Source organism: Streptosporangium sp. NPDC000239, assembly GCF_040300765.1.
In the GTDB taxonomy this organism is placed as follows: Bacteria; Actinomycetota; Actinomycetes; order Streptosporangiales; family Streptosporangiaceae; genus Streptosporangium.
This window is the reverse complement of record NZ_JBEPEI010000018.1, coordinates 68,984-83,179: the sequence shown is the minus strand read 5'-3', so window position 1 is coordinate 83,179 and position 14,196 is coordinate 68,984. Positions and strand designations below refer to the sequence as shown.

Here is a 14,196-nt window from a genome sequence, read left to right as displayed (position 1 = left end):
AACCTACCGGGAGAACCTCCTCATGCGCACCACCCCGTCCAAAGCCGCCGCCGCTCTCGCCCTCGCCACCACGGGTCTGGCCCTCTTCTCCGTCCCGGCGCACGCCGGGCAGAAGCCCGCCCCGAGCACCACGGCCTCGCTCCAGAGGTCGATGGACGCGATGGTGCGTACCGGTACCGCGGTCGGAGTGCAGGCCAGGCTCAGCGAGGGAGACCGGCAGAGCGTCCTGCGCTCGGGAACGGCCACGGTCGACGGCGGGCGTCCCGTACCGACCAACGGGTCGTTCCGTATGGGCAGCGTCACCAAGGCCTTCGCCTCGGTGACCGTGCTGCAGCTGGTCGGCGAAGGCCGGATCGGACTGGACGACCCCATCGGCAAGTATCTGCCCGGCCTGTTGCCGCGTGAGAACGAGATCACCGTACGGATGATCCTCCAGCACACCGCCGGGATACCCGACTACACCAGCATGAAGGAGTTCCCGACGTCGGGTGACGCCTACCTGAAGCTGCGCTTCAACCGGTTCACCGACGAGGGCATCGTGAGGACCGCGCTGACCAGGCCGCTGGACTTCGAGCCCGGCACGAAGTTCTCCTACTCCAACACCGGCTATGTGGTGGTCGGGATGCTGATCAAGGCGGTGACCGGCCACAGCTGGCAGAGTGAGGTCACCGAGCGCGTCATCAAGCCGCTGGGGCTGCGCGGCACCTCGGCGCCGACGTACTCCACGACCATCCCCGGGCCGCACGCCCACGGATACCTCAACAAGAGCGACGGCGAGTACGTGGACGTGACCCGGCTCAACCCGAGCATCGCCGGCGCCGGGGGAGCGATGATCACGACCACGGCGGACCTGACGACCTTCCTCAACGGCCTGGTCACCGGCAAGCTCCTCAAGCCCGCCCAGTTCACCGAAATGAGGAAGACCGTTCCCATCAAGATCCAGCCGGGGGACTACGGCCTCGGCCTGATCTCCATGTCCACCTCGTGCGGGCGGGAGATCATCGGTCACAACGGAGGCATTCCGGGCTATCTCACGAGCGCCTTCACCACCCTGGACGGCCGCACGAAGATGGCCCTCTCCGTCAACCAGAAGCAGTCCCCGGCCGACATGGCCGCCTTCAGCAAGATGATCGACTCCGCCTTCTGCTCCTGAGGGGGCGCGGCCCGGCCTCGGCCCAGAATGATCAACGGGACCGGGGCCGGGAAGGAGCGACTGACGTCGACGCCTCCGTGCCGTGTCGCCCGTCCGTTCATGTGGTGAAGGAGAACCCGGCCCCTTCCCGGCGTGCGCTCACATCGAGGCGCGCCATCCCGAAGGATCATGCGATGGCCGTCCTCATTCGCGGCGCCATGTCATCTGGCCGGGGAAACTCATGCACCACGTCCGTCGGCGCAACCTACGTCGCCGTCGCTGTCGCGTAGGGAGTGGATCATGCTCCGCAGGATCAGGAACGCGGCTGACTGCTCGGTCTCGGTCAGGCCGGCCAGCATTCTGACCTCGACGGCCCGGACCGCCACGGTCGCCTTCTCCAGGCTCCGCCGGCCGCGAGGGGTGAGCCGTGTGGGAAGGACCTTCCCGACGGGAGCCTCCGCGGGCCTGGTCACGTAGCCGTCCCGTTCCAGGGCCTGGAGCAGCACGTTCATCGACTGCCGTGTCACGAACGCGCCCCGCGCGAGCTCGGAGTTCGACAAGCCCGGTCGTTGGGCCAGCAGTTCGAGGCAGGAGTAGTGCGTCACGCTCATCCCGAGTGGCCGCAGCACCTCCTCCATGGCCACGCGCAGGGCGCTCGAAGCCTCTTTCAGCAGGTAGCCCAGTGATTTGTCCAGGTCAACGCCGGGGCCGTTTTGACTCATGTCAGAATTCTGACATACATTGCTCCGTGTCAGGAATCTGACACGGAGAGAAGGAGCACCACCATGCCCGTCACCGGCCCCGACTTCATCTCGCTCCAGGCGCGCGACCTTGACGCTTCACGGGCGTTCTATGAGCGGTACCTCGGCCTCGTCCGCTCGCAGGCCGGGCCGCCGCACGCCGTCGTCTTCGAGACGAAGCCGATCGCGTTCGCGCTCCGCGACGTCGTTCCCGGCACCGATCTCGCGTCCGTCGCCCGGCCCGGCATCGGCGCCGCGATCTGGCTCCACGCCACCGACGTCCAGGCCATCCACGACGCTCTCGTCGCCGACGGTCACACCGTCGTCTCCGCGCCGATCGACGGCCCCTTCGGCCGGACGTTCACCTTCGCGGACCCCGACGGTTACCACGTCACCCTCCACGACCGCGCCTGACAAGCCGAACCGGCCCCGGACCGCGTCGTCACGGACCGGGTTCCGCACTCCGGAGACGACCGGCCGCTCAGGGGTTACCGAGAAGCTCCGGAGATGGCCGGCCGCTCAAGGGTTACGGAGAAGCTCCGGAGACGACCGGACGCTCAAGGGTTACGGAGAAGCTCCGGAGACGACCGGACGCTCAGGGGTTACCGAGAAGCCCCGGAGACGACCGGACGCTCAGACGCCGCCCGGAAGCTCCGCCTTGAGGCGGTCGGCGATGTCGGCTCTCAGGGCCTTCTTGTCGATCTTCCCGACCTTGGTCCAGGCGAGTTCCTCGACGACGACGAGCCGTTCCGGAAACTTGAAGCGGGCGACCTCCGCGCTCTCCATCTGCCCGCGGATCTCCTCCAGAGTGACCGTCTCCCCGGCCCGCGGAACGACGTACAGGCACACGCGTTCCCCCAGCAGGGGGTCAGGCATGGCCACGGCGGCGACCTGGCTCACCGAGGGGAGCTGGTACACGAGGTTCTCGATCTCCTCGGCGGAGATCTTCTCCCCGCCACGGTTGATCATGTCCTTGTCGCGACCGGCCACCACGAGGTCACCCTCGGGCGTGCGCAGGCAGATGTCACCCGTACGGAACCAGCCGTCGTCGGTGAAGGAGCGGGCGTTGTGCTCCGCCGCCCGGTAGTACCCGCGAGGCGTGTACGGCCCGCGGGTGAGCAGGAGCCCGGCCTGACCGTCCGGCAGGTCCCGGTCCTGCTCGTCCACGATCCTGATCTCGTCAAAAGGCGACAGGGGACGGCCCTGCGTGGTGCACACCGTCTCGGCGGGGTCGTCAAGGCGGGTGAAGTTGAGCAGCCCCTCCGCCATGCCGAACACCTGCTGCAGCGTCGCCCCGAGCACGGGCTTCACCTTGTACGCCAGCTCGTCCGCGAGGCGGGCGCCGCCCACCTGGATGACCCGCAGACTGGCGAGTTGTCCGGCACCGTGCTCGGCCGCCCGCTCCAGCCAGCGGCCGGCGACCGCGGGCACCACCGCGGTGTGCGTGACGCCTTCCGCCGCGATCGTGGCGAAGGCCCGTACCGGCTCGGGCGAGGGCAGCATGACCACCCGCCCTCCGGCGAGCAGTACACCCAGGATCCCCGGGCAGGCGAGCGGGAAGTTGTGCCCGGCGGGCAGGCTGACCAGGTAGACCGACTCCGAGGTGACCCCGGCGACCTCGGCGCTGGCCCGGGCGTTGTAGGCGTAGTCGTCGTGGGTGCGGGCGATGAGCTTGGGCATGCCGGTCGTGCCCCCGGAAAGGAGGAAGAGGGCCACGTCCCGGGAGGAGGGAGAGGGCATGTCGAAGCCGGCCCGGTCGGTCGGCGGGCCGCACAGGCTCCGCAGGTCCACACTTCCGGGTTCGATGTCGTCCCCGGCGACCAGCACCCGCCATCCGGCCCCGGTGGCGGCGCGTACGTCGGCCGCGAGGTCGTGGGCGAGCCGTTGGTTGTCGAAGTCCTTGGTCCGGTCGGGGACGGCGATCGCCACGGCCTCGGAATGGACGGCCAGATAGGTGAGTTCGGCCCGGCGGTGGGCGGGCAGCGCCATCACGGGCACGACGCCCGCGCGCAGGCACGCCAGGAGGAGGACGACGAACTCCCACGAGTTGCCCAGCTGCATGACGATCCGCTCGCCCCGGGCGATGCCGAGGCCACGCAGGCGTACGGCGGCGGCGTCGGCGCGGTCGGCCAGCTCGCCGTAGGTGAGGCGGAGCCCGGTGCCGTCGGTCAGCGCCGTGGCGTCCGGGTCGCGGTCGGCGACCTCCCGCAGCAGGGTGCCGATCGCGGCCCCGGCCCAGAGGCCCTCCTCGGTGAAGCGGGTGACGTCGGCCTCGGGCCAGGGCACGGTGTGCTCAGTGATCGGTGTGGGCATCGTCGGCCTTCCTGGTGAGGATGACGGCGTCAAGCGCGATGAGACCTTGTGGCGTGAGCCGTAGCGGATTGACCTCGATCTCCTCCATGAGCGGATTGGCGACGAGCAGGTCGCCGAGCCTGGAGACGATCGTGCCGAGGGCGTCGGAGTCGAGGACGGGGCCGCCGCGCCACCCGGAGAGCAGGGCCCGCCCGGTCAGTTCGGACGGCATGCCGGCTGCCTCGCCGGGAGAGACCGGGGCGAGCCTGATGGCGACGTCGGCCAGGGCTTCGGCCACGGTGCCGCCCAGCCCCACGAGCACCACGGGTCCGAAGACGACGTCGCGTCGGGCGCCGACCACCAGGTCGATCCCGGCGGGCGCCATGGCCTCGACCAGATAGCGGCGCGCGCCCGCCGCGTCGAGTTCGTCGAGTGCGGCGTCCAGGTCGGCGTGGGAGGACACGCCCAGGTGCACGCCTCCGATCTCCGTCTTGTGCAGGACGTCCGCGTCCAGCAGTTTCACGGCCACCGGAGCCCCGACGAGGTCGAACGCGGCGTGGGCCGCGGCCCGGTCGGCGCAGGCGTGGCGCGGCATGGTCGCCACACCCAGCTGTTCGAGCAGGTCCTTGCCCGCGTTTTCGTCGTATCGGGCGGCCAGGCCGGTCGGCGCCGCCCACGGGGTGGAGACGGCGGGGCGGGCCGTACGCGCTCGGGCGTCGGCCAGCAGCGCGGCGGTGGCCGCGGCGACGCCACGGGCGTCGTCGACCACGGCGACGCCCGACTCGCGCAGGGCTCGGCGGTCGCGGACGACCTCCTCGCCCACGCCCGCCAGGCCGAGGACGACGGGGACGTCCGCGGTCATGCCGTTGGTGAGCGCGGCGACGACGTCGACCGCGTCCGGTTCGTGCAGGACGTAGCCCGCGAGGACGTCGACGCCGGGATCGGCGCCGACGGCGGCGAACACCGCTCCCAGCTCGGGTCCGGGACGGCCGGTGTCGACCGGGTTGCGCTGGAAGGTCAGCGGCGGCAGCAGCCCGGCCAGGGTCTCGCGGGTGCCGGGAGTGAGCTCGGGCACCCGGACCCCGCGACCTCGCAGGTCGTCGAGGAGCAGCAGGCCGGGACCCGCCTGGGCGGTGACGACGCCGACCCCCGGGGCGGCGTGGGGACGGCCCCGGGTCACCGCGAGCGCGCCGACGGCGTCGACGAGTTCGCGTTCGTCGTCGACGAGGACCGCACCCGCCTGGGCCAGGGCCGCGCGCGTCGTGCGCCACGAGGTCGCGAGCGCCCCGGTGTGGGACTCGGCGAAGGCCCCGACGTCGTGACGGCCGACGACCAGGGCGACGACCGGCCGGGTCGCGGTGAGGCGGCGCACGCTCGCGACCAGCCGGGGACCGTCCGCCACCGACTCCACGTGCAGTGCGACGGCGGCGGTGCGGGGATCGTCGGCGAGGTGGTCGAGGACGTCGGGAGCCGTGACGTCGGCTCCGTTCCCGAGGCCGACGGCGAGGCTGACGCCGTGCCCCGCCTCGGTCAGCGCGAACGCCAGGGCGTGGTTGACGCCGCCGCTGGCGGCGACGACGGCGACGGCGCCAGGTGCCACCCGGTGGACGCCGGGGACGAAGCTGGCGGTCACCCGCGCGTGGGGAGCGAGGAAGCCGCTGGTGTTCGGGCCGAGGAGCCGGAGGCCCGAGTCCCGGGCGATGGCGCCGAGCCGTCGCTGGTGCCCGACTCCGGCGCCGCCCGCCTCGGCGAACCCCCCGCCGCACACGACGGCGGCTCGCACGCCCGCGGCGGCCGCCTCCGCGAGCACGTCGGCGCAGGCCGCGGCGGGGACGCAGAGCAGGGCGAGGTCGACGGGTCCCGCTGCGGCGGCGGCGCCGACGGACGGGTACATGGTGTCGTCGCGCGCGTTCACCCGTGCCAGGAATCCGTCGAAGCCGGACAGTGAACGAGCCATGGCGGCGCCGAGTTTGCCCGGGTCGCGGGAGGCGCCGACGACCGCGATGCCCCGGGGGGCGAACAGCGGGCCCAGCGGGCCGGAATCGTTCACGTGAGCACTCCGACCAGGTCAGCGCGACCGGAGAGCACCGTGGTCAGTGCCCGGTCCCGGTCGTGATCCCGCTCGATCAGCAGCGCGGGAAGTCCTGTGCGCATCCGTACCTCCTCGCACAGCCGGGTGCGGGTCAGAGCCGTGCCACCGTGTACGGCGACCAGCACCGCGCCGGTGGTGAAGCCGGACAGGTGGGGCAGGTCGGCCTCGTCGTCCGGCGCCTCCAGCAGGGCGCCCCACGCGCCGGGCAGCGGAACCGTGGAGAGCGGCAGATCACTCTCCCCCAGGACGGCCGTGGGGGCACCGTCCGCTCCGGCCACGACGTCGAGCAGCCGGCCGGACGCCGACCAGCCGGTCACCTCGAAGCGCGTCTCCAGCGGGTCGGCGCCGTGCAGGTCCCGCCACCGGCGGTGGGTCGAGTCGGTGAACTGCGGCGCACGCCTGGCCAGCCGTGCGTCGGAGATGCTGCGGGACATGAAGTGGTAGGCGAACTGCCACGGCTCAAGGGCGTCGTGGTAGTCGCCGAAGTTCTCCCACCAGGCGAGACTTGGCCGCGCCGAGTCCTGGATGCGCAGAACCGGTGGCTTGGCCGTCCGTTCGTAGCTCGCGAGGGCGGCCGCGAGGTCGCCCGGGTTCCCGACCAGCGCCCGCGAGAGCGCGACGGCGTCCTCCATGGCCATCTTGGTGCCGGAACCCACGGAGAAGTGCGCGGTGTGTACGGCGTCGCCGAGCAGGACGACGGGCCGTGGGGCCAGCGCGTACCAGTGGCGGGTACGGCGCGTGCGGAAGTTGCCCCATCGGGAGTTGTTGGTGAGCAGCCGTCCGCCCTCGATCTGCTCGGCGAACAGTTTCTCCAGGTACTCCTTGGAGCGCAGGTCGCTCGCCCCGGGAGGTTGGTTCACGTCGAACGCGTCGAGACCGGCACGCCGCCAGGAGGCCTCGTCGGTCTCCACGATGAACGTCGACATGGTGTCGGAGATGGGATATCCGTGCACCGCGAAGACGCCGTCAGGGCCGCGTTCGTGGACGAAGGTGAGCCCGTCGAAGAGGTGGTCGGTGCCGAACCAGATGAACTTGGCCGAGGCGGTCTCCACCTGTGAGTCGAGGTCGGGACCGAGCGCTTCGCGGATCCGCGAGGAGGCTCCGTCGGCGGCGACCACCAGGTCGTAGCCCGCCAGGTCGTCCAACGTCACCTCGGTGGAGAAGCGGAGGTCCGCCCGGACGGAGCGGGCGCGTTCCTGCAGGATCAGGAGCAGCGTGCGCCGGACGACCGCGGCCATGCCGTTGCCGCCGCACCTGATCCGCTCGCCCTTCAGCCGGACCTCGATGTCCTCCCAGTGCCTGCCGTGCTCGGCCAGGGCCTCGCGCAGCACGGGGTCCGCCTCGTGGATCGCCTCCAGGGTCCGGTCGGAGAAGACCACCCCGAAGCCGAAGGTGTCGTCGGCGCGGTTGCGCTCGAAAACGGTCACCTCGTACGACGGGTCCGCCTGCCGGATCAGTGCGGCGAAGAACAACCCGCCGGGGCCGCCGCCGACCACCGCGATGCGCATGGCCCACTACTCCTTGGTCGTGCGGCCGAGGATCTGGCCGAACACGGCGCCCAGCGCCGCCTCCGGATCGTCCACCGCGGAGGCGGACCGCCAGGCGACCATGTGGTCCGGGCGGACCAGGAGAACCCCGTCCTCCGCGACCTCGGAAAGGGTGCGGTAGTCGCCGTAGCCGTCCTCGTAGTCGCAGCCGCGGCCGATCGACCAGACCCGGATGGGCACACCCAGGCGCTTGGCGACGCGCTCGGCCGCCTCCCGCCAGGCGGCGCCGTCGATGCCGGTGAGCAGGGTGAACCGGCCCCGGCCGCACAGGTCGAAGGTGGAGACGCGCCGCTGGTCCCTGGTCAGCCACACGTGCGGCAGGTGGCGTCCCGGACGGGTCGAGGCGAAGTAGTAGATCTCCTCGTCACGCGGCGCGGGCTGTTCGGGGGTGCCGTCGGGCACGATCGCGGCGGACGCGTAGTGCTGGTTGGTCTCGACGCCGTGCGTGTTGAAGCACATGATCGTGTCCTGCAGCGCGGTGTCGAACTCCTGCCGCAGCCGGCCGCCCTCGGCCGTCGGCTGCAGCAGGGCGTCGAGGGCGTCGTGCAGTTCCTGCGCGCCGGAGGCGGGCGGCAGGCGCAGCGCCATGAAGATCGGCGGCATCAGTCCGTCGCTGCGCTTGGCGCGCTGGACGATCTGCTTGGCGACCGGCAGCCGCTCGTCGCGGTAACTGTCGAGCAGCGTGGGTGCGGCTTCGCCGCGCAACACCATCGCGAGCTTCCAGCACAGGTTGTAGCTGTCCTGGATGGAGGTGTTCGAACCGAGGCCGTTCATGGGCGAGTGCCGGTGTACGGCGTCGCCGACGCAGATGACCCGGCCGACCATGTTGTCGGTCGCGTAGACGTCGTTGACCGCCCAGGTGGAGATCGACTCGACCTTCACCGGCACCTGGTCGTCGCCGATCAGCTGGTGCGCGATGCGGACGCCGTCCTCCTCGGTGAGCGAGGGCTGCCCGGCGTTGACGTCGTAGCCCCACACGCCGACCCACTTGGTCCACGGACGCACCATGCGCAGCACGCCGATGCCGTTGCCGTCGTGGCCGACGCCCGGCTGGACGAACCAGTACATGTCGCCCGGACGGTGCTCGACGAAGCGGGTGAGGTCCGCCTCGAACACCACGTTGATCGAGCCTCCGAGCCCCATCTTGCCGACCAGGGGCAGGCCGGCCTGCGCGGCGACCGTCGAGTTGCCGCCGTCCGCGCCGATCAGGTACTTGCTGCGGATGCCGTACTCCTGGCCGGTCAGCCTGTCCCTGACCAGGGCGGTCACGCCGTCGTCGTCCTGTGTGAACGTCAGCAGCTCGGTGTTGAAGCGGACGGACGACCCCCGTGAGGCGGCGGCGTTGACCAGGATGGGCTCCAGCACGTGCTGCGGCAGGTCACACACGGAGCACGGGCTGGCGAGGTCGTGCTCGGCCTTGAAGTGGGGATGGGTGTACCACGTGCGCAGACGGCCGAGCTCCCGCCCGGCGAGGCTCGTGGCGTACACGTGCTCGCCCATCAGGTGCTGCGGAGTCGCGTTCTTGACCACCTCCCCTTCCAGTCCGAGGTCACGCAGCACCTCGACGCCGCGCTGGTTGGTGATGTGCGCGCGGGGCGTGTTCGAGACCCCGGGGTACTTGTTGAGCACCACGTTGGGGATGCCGTACGTCGAGAGCAGCGCCGCGGCGGTGGCTCCCGCCGGACCGGCCCCGACGATCAGTACGTCCGTCTCCACGACGGGGGTGAGGGTATCCATGTCATGGCTCCAAAAAGGTGCGGTCAGTGCCGGTGGCCCCAGAGGTCGGGGCCGGGGATCTCGGTGACCTGCCAGGTCTCGTCGTCGATGAGGACGCCGCCGCTGCCGAACTCGGTGTGCACACCGACGGGGGACTCGGCGTAGAAGGAGAACATCTGGTCGTTGCTGTGCCGTCCGAGCGTCATGGTGACCGGGACGTCGCGGTCGAGCACGAGGTCGTAGGTCCGGCCCACCTGGTCCATGTCGGGGACCTCAAGCATGAAGTGGTGCAGGAACGGGTGGTCGATGCCGAAGAACGGGCCGTCCACGAAGGCGATGCTGTGGTGGCGCGGGTTCGTGTGCAGGAACGTCGCCTGGAACGGCACCCGCATCGTGTCGCTGATCTTGAAGCCCAGGACGTCGGTGTAGAACCGCTGCTGGGCCGCCACGTCCGGGCTGGCGAGTACGACATGGCCCAGGCCGAGGTCACCCGTGACGAACCGTTCGATGTCCCGTGCCGAGGTGAACCGCCCCTCGCCCAGCGAGGCCCCGTGGAACAGCTCGACCCGGTTGCCCGCGGGGTCGAGGAAGTGCGCCATACCGGCCACGCGCCGGATCTCCAGCTCCCGCTGCGTCGCCTCGTGGGCCACGACGCCGTGGTCGCTCAGCTCGTTGAGCGCGGCGCTCAACGCGTCGCCGTCGGCGACCTCCCAGCCGTAGTAGGCGCCGCCGTCCTGCTCTCCGGCCTCGACGGTGATGCGGTGGTGCATGTCGTCGATGCGGAAGTGGGTGGCGCCGTCCTCTCCCTCGACCCGTTGCATGCCGAGGATGTCGGTGGCGTAGGTGGTGAAGGCGTCCGGCTCACGCGCGGACAGGCCAAGGTAGCCGAGCTGCTTGATGTCCATGCTGTGCTCTCCTAGTCGTACGGGGTCAGAACGCGTCGGTGAGGAAGCCGCGCAGCAGTGCCGCGTACTGGGCGGTGCGCTCGATCTGCACCCAGTGTCCGCACTTCGGGAAGACGTGCAGCTGCGCGTTGGGCAGGTGCTGCTGCAGGAAGACGCTGGAGTCGGGGGTGACGAAGCGGTCCTCACGGCCGTGCACGATGAGGAACGGATGCGGCATCCGGCGCAGCGCGGACGGCGGTACGGCCATCTCGGCGGGGGAGGAGGAGAAGAAGCGCTCGAAGGAACGCCGCACCTCGGGCCGCATGACCTCCTTGTAACGCGTTTCGGTGATCTCCGAGATCGACGTGCCCAGGGCGTCCTCGTCGTAGACGAACCACCTGGTGAGGTTCTCCAGCGCGCTGATCGTCGGGTCCTTGTAGAAGGACACCATCCGCATGACCTCAGGCGTCGGCTGCGAGTGCCCGCCCGCGCTGCCCATCAGGGAGATCCGGGCGAAACGGTCCGGTGCCGTCATCACCAGGTGCATGGCGAGGGCGCCGCCCATCGAGTTGCCGACCAGGTGCGCCCGCTCGACACCGAGGACGTCCATCAGGGCGAGCACCTGCTCGACCCGCATGCGCATCCATCCGGTCAGGCTGCCCGGCATGTCCTCGGGGTGGTCGGTGCGGCCGTAGCCGACGAGGTCGGGGGCGACCACGTGATAGTCGTCGCTCAGCGCGGGGATGAAGCTGCTCCAGTTCGACCCCGCGTTGGCGCCGGGGCCGCCGCCGTGCAGAAGAATTACGGTCTCGTGGCTCTCCTCCCCGCTTTCCAAGAAGAAAGTGGAATAGCCATTGGTTTCGACGGTGCGCTCGGTCACTGGAATGGGCTCCTTCCTGTCACGCACGGGCATTGCTCAGGATGGTGCGTTGATCGGTGAACGGCCGGGATCGGGCCTGCCAGGCGACGGCGGGACTTGCCTCTTTCGCCCCTGGTATTGCTAGCTTGTGCGTTGTCGCACCACCGTAGACAGACACCACGTTGATGCGCTTCGTACGATGTGTCGTTAGTTGTCGGTGTTGATCCGACGTTGTGTCGCAGGAGAGGAGCAACCCCTGTGAGCCTTGATGACGCCGTCCAGGACCTGGCTGACCGTCTCGGCGTGGCGCTGGTGGTGCTCGACCACGACCTGAAGATCGCGGCGTTCAGCGTCCACGACACCGACGCCCGGCTGGCCCGGCTCGCCCGGTTGCTCGCGGGCTCGACGGCGCCGGTGACGAATTCGCTGGTGGAAGGGCATCGGCTACGCTACGTGAAGCACGGTGTGCGGGTGCCTCAGGCCGGCGGGGAGCTGGTCGTCCTGCCGCTGCGTCATGAACAGCAGCTGCTCGGCTACGTCTACTACGTCGAGGATCGGGAGGCGCCGCGCGTCGACGATCTCGAAGTACTGGAATCCGCCGCGCCGGAAATGGGCGCGCTGCTCTCACTGCGGATCTCCGAGCGGAGGCACGACAAGGAGAATTCGAAGAACCTGCTTTCGGCATTGCTCGGAGAATCGCCGGAGGCCCGTTCGGCGGCGGCGGAGACCCTCGTGCGGGAAAACCTCATCGATGACGTCGAGAATTACTCGGTTCTCGTCCTCCAGGCCCCTGAGTCGTCCTCAAGGTCGGTGACGAGACTTGCCGTCGAGGCGACCCTCGAATTCACCATGAGATCGACGACCGTGAAGATCGTCGGTGCCGTTCTCGGAGCCGAGGGAATCGTTCTCTTTCCGCGTCCGGTCAACCACGACAGGCTTGAACGCGCCCTCGCCGACCACGATCTGGAGGAGGTCGTGGCAGGTGTGGGCAGCGTGAAACCGTCGTTGCCGGAGGCGGTCGACTCCTACCACGAGGCCCGGCTCGCCCTCCGTGCCTCCCGGCTGGACAGGCGTCGTTACGGCAGGCGGGTCTTCTGGGAGGACCTCGGCATCGACCGTCTGTTCCTGCAACTGCCGCTCGACCGGCTGACAGCGAGCCAGCTCCCCGCCGGAGTGCGACGCCTGCTGGGCGCGCCCCAGGGTGCCGAACTCGCGACGATCCTGGAGGGCTACCTCGACAGCGGCGGCGAGATCCAGGGTACGGCGCGGCGTCTGCGCATCCACCGCAGCACGCTCTACTACCGGCTTGACCGCATCCGCGAGATCATCGGCTGCGACATCACGGACGGGGCGACCCGCCTGGAACTGCACGCCGGCCTCCGCATCGCCCGCCTCGCCGGCCTGTGGCCGCACAGGTGACACGTCCGCGACCCGGAACCGTGCGCCTGGCGTCGTTCGAGGTCGTCACCGGGAAGGGCCGGCTTCACCTCACGCCCGTATTTCTCGATCAGCGGGTCAGCCACCGTGGAGACCCCAGCGATCCAGGCCCGTATAGACGAACGCGGTCCGGCACGCAGGAGCGGAAAGGCACTCCGCCTCTCCTCTGTAGATCGCCACAAGCGAGTCCGGTCCCCTCCACCAGGTGTCCGCCAGCCCTGCCACCTCCTGTACGGGCTCATAACCTTCGAGCTGGATCGCTTCAACCTCGTCGCCTGTGATCTTCGTGATTTTCGTGGCCCACATCGACGCGTGGTAGGCCAGCGCGACCGACTCCACCCAGCCCTCGACGGTCGCGTGCAGAGGGGTCCAGAGTTCGCTGTGAATACCGAACTCATCACCAGGACCGATCATGAAGGCGTAGGGAACCGACGTCCGCTGTCCGCCCGCGTCGAACCACCAGCCTTCGGCCGGTGAACCTTCCGGAATATCCGAAGACAGAACCCGGGGACCACCCTCGTAATGCGGAGCCGGCGGGAGCGCGAATCCACCCCAACGAGCCTCGTACTCCGCGGCCCGATCGATCTCGTGTGCCGGGATGCCTAACGCGATCCACCTGTCCCGAAATCGATCGCCCTTCGAAGGTCTCACCCGGAAGCCATGAATTTTGACAAAGTCGCGGGCCCTACGAGTGAGCCCTTGAGGAACGTCGGTGATGTCATGATCCATATCTCTCAGGGCTTCCTCGTGCGGGGCCGTAGGTCTGGCCGTCCCGCCTGTGGCCCCAGCCGTTTCACGTGCTGTGCCTGGCGTTGGCTGTTCCGCTCTCGGGGGAACTATCTGTGCGGCCAATCACGCCCGGACCGTTCACGGTCATGCTTCAGAGCCAGGCGTACGGCGAAATAGATGACCAGGAACTGAATGAAAGCGCCGAACAGCATGAAGATCAAGCTCATGCCTGAAACGCCGAGATTCATGGTCTCTCCCTCATCGTCGGCGATCAGCCTGCCTGCCCCGGCCCACGCTGTCCACTGTCGTTTCCGTGGCAGGCGCTGTCTTCGCGGTGCCGAAGCGGTACCACCCGGACCACCGGCCGGTGGAACCACGTTTGAACGAGCACGTCCGGGTTTGCCGCCCATCCGGGTTCGAAGCCCCGATCCTCCGTACGCGAAAGGCCTCTCTCGGGCTAGGAACGGGACAGGGCTCCTCGGCCGCTCGGGGTGGACAGTTTGAATATGGAGATGCCCCGTGCTCCACCGGCGATCACGATGTTCGGCTCGCTCCAGCACAGGCCGAACATCGCTGTTTCACCACGTACGACGGCGATGCATGACGGGTCATCACTGATGGCCCAGATCCGCACGCTCCCGTCGTCGGAGGCGCTGGCCAGCCAGGAGCCGTCTGGGGAGATCGCCACGGCGTTCACTCCGCCGGTGTGGCCGGTGAGGGTGGCTCGTGGGGTGCCGTCGGTGTTCCAGGTTCGTACGGTTCCGTCGC

The 14,196-nt window shown here is 69.5% G+C and carries 12 protein-coding genes and 1 pseudogene; 3 read left to right on the top strand and 10 right to left on the bottom strand.

Annotated elements, in window-relative coordinates; translation table 11 throughout:
* Positions 1-22: 22 nt before the first annotated feature.
* A complete protein-coding gene (locus ABT340_RS33180; protein WP_352014832.1) occupies positions 23-1,153 on the top strand; it encodes a serine hydrolase domain-containing protein in 1,131 nt (376 codons plus the stop codon).
* Between the two features lie 218 nt (positions 1,154-1,371).
* Here the strand turns inward: ABT340_RS33180 and ABT340_RS33175 are convergent, their stop codons facing one another.
* Positions 1,372-1,854, bottom strand: coding sequence for a MarR family winged helix-turn-helix transcriptional regulator (locus ABT340_RS33175; RefSeq protein ID WP_352014831.1), 483 nt, complete (start codon positions 1,852-1,854; stop codon positions 1,372-1,374).
* A 63-nt stretch (positions 1,855-1,917) separates the two neighbouring features.
* Between ABT340_RS33175 and ABT340_RS33170 the strand changes: the two genes are divergently transcribed.
* Positions 1,918-2,286 carry a VOC family protein gene (locus ABT340_RS33170; RefSeq protein WP_352014830.1) on the top strand — a complete coding sequence of 123 codons (369 nt, stop codon included), beginning with the start codon at positions 1,918-1,920 and terminating at the stop codon, positions 2,284-2,286.
* A 219-nt stretch (positions 2,287-2,505) separates the two neighbouring features.
* Here the strand turns inward: ABT340_RS33170 and ABT340_RS33165 are convergent, their stop codons facing one another.
* Genes ABT340_RS33165 through ABT340_RS33140 form a run of 6 tightly spaced genes read right to left on the bottom strand, consistent with a single transcriptional unit; the run spans position 2,506 to position 11,238 of the window.
* A complete protein-coding gene (locus tag ABT340_RS33165) occupies positions 2,506-4,185 on the bottom strand; it encodes a (2,3-dihydroxybenzoyl)adenylate synthase (protein ID WP_352014829.1) in 1,680 nt (559 codons plus the stop codon).
* The gene (locus tag ABT340_RS33160; RefSeq protein ID WP_352014828.1) at positions 4,166-6,214 is read right to left on the bottom strand and encodes an acetate--CoA ligase family protein; all 2,049 of its coding nucleotides are present in this window, start codon (positions 6,212-6,214) and stop codon (positions 4,166-4,168) included. Before ABT340_RS33160 ends, ABT340_RS33165 begins: the two co-directional genes overlap by 20 nt.
* A complete protein-coding gene (locus tag ABT340_RS33155; RefSeq protein WP_352014827.1) occupies positions 6,211-7,764 on the bottom strand; it encodes an FAD-dependent monooxygenase in 1,554 nt (517 codons plus the stop codon). The genes ABT340_RS33160 and ABT340_RS33155 overlap by 4 nt, the downstream gene beginning before the upstream one ends.
* A gap of 6 nt (positions 7,765-7,770) precedes the next feature.
* Positions 7,771-9,540: an FAD-dependent oxidoreductase gene (locus ABT340_RS33150; RefSeq protein ID WP_352014826.1), complete on the bottom strand. Its 1,770-nt coding sequence runs from the start codon at positions 9,538-9,540 to the stop codon at positions 7,771-7,773.
* A gap of 23 nt (positions 9,541-9,563) precedes the next feature.
* Entirely contained in the window at positions 9,564-10,424 is an 861-nt protein-coding gene (locus tag ABT340_RS33145; RefSeq protein WP_352014825.1) for a VOC family protein, read from the bottom strand.
* A 25-nt stretch (positions 10,425-10,449) separates the two neighbouring features.
* Entirely contained in the window at positions 10,450-11,238 is a 789-nt protein-coding gene (locus ABT340_RS33140) for an alpha/beta fold hydrolase (protein ID WP_352014824.1), read from the bottom strand.
* A gap of 282 nt (positions 11,239-11,520) precedes the next feature.
* On the opposite strand from ABT340_RS33140, the gene ABT340_RS33135 reads away from it, so the two are divergent.
* Complete coding sequence (locus tag ABT340_RS33135) at positions 11,521-12,681, top strand: PucR family transcriptional regulator (RefSeq protein ID WP_352014823.1); 1,161 nt, start codon at positions 11,521-11,523, stop codon at positions 12,679-12,681.
* Positions 12,682-12,777: 96 nt separating this feature from the next.
* On the opposite strand, the gene ABT340_RS33130 is transcribed toward ABT340_RS33135, so the two are convergent.
* The 3 genes and pseudogenes from ABT340_RS33130 to ABT340_RS33120 all read right to left on the bottom strand — a co-directional run.
* Positions 12,778-13,428 (bottom strand): hypothetical protein, encoded by a 651-nt coding sequence (locus tag ABT340_RS33130; protein WP_352014822.1) that lies wholly within the window; start codon positions 13,426-13,428, stop codon positions 12,778-12,780.
* 107 nt (positions 13,429-13,535) lie between these two features.
* Positions 13,536-13,676: a hypothetical protein gene (locus tag ABT340_RS33125; RefSeq protein WP_352014821.1), complete on the bottom strand. Its 141-nt coding sequence runs from the start codon at positions 13,674-13,676 to the stop codon at positions 13,536-13,538.
* Between the two features lie 209 nt (positions 13,677-13,885).
* Positions 13,886-14,196: pseudogene (locus ABT340_RS33120) on the bottom strand (hypothetical protein); the annotation flags it as partial.

Coding starts and splice junctions, on each gene's coding strand:
- ABT340_RS33180 (WP_352014832.1), top strand. CDS start 23: ATGCGCACCACCCCGTCCAAAGCCGCCGCCGCTCTCGCCCTCGCCACC.
- ABT340_RS33175 (WP_352014831.1), bottom strand. CDS start 1,854: ATGAGTCAAAACGGCCCCGGCGTTGACCTGGACAAATCACTGGGCTAC.
- ABT340_RS33170 (WP_352014830.1), top strand. CDS start 1,918: ATGCCCGTCACCGGCCCCGACTTCATCTCGCTCCAGGCGCGCGACCTT.
- ABT340_RS33165 (WP_352014829.1), bottom strand. CDS start 4,185: ATGCCCACACCGATCACTGAGCACACCGTGCCCTGGCCCGAGGCCGAC.
- ABT340_RS33155 (WP_352014827.1), bottom strand. CDS start 7,764: ATGCGCATCGCGGTGGTCGGCGGCGGCCCCGGCGGGTTGTTCTTCGCC.
- ABT340_RS33150 (WP_352014826.1), bottom strand. CDS start 9,540: ATGGATACCCTCACCCCCGTCGTGGAGACGGACGTACTGATCGTCGGG.
- ABT340_RS33145 (WP_352014825.1), bottom strand. CDS start 10,424: ATGGACATCAAGCAGCTCGGCTACCTTGGCCTGTCCGCGCGTGAGCCG.
- ABT340_RS33130 (WP_352014822.1), bottom strand. CDS start 13,428: ATGGATCATGACATCACCGACGTTCCTCAAGGGCTCACTCGTAGGGCC.
- ABT340_RS33125 (WP_352014821.1), bottom strand. CDS start 13,676: ATGAATCTCGGCGTTTCAGGCATGAGCTTGATCTTCATGCTGTTCGGC.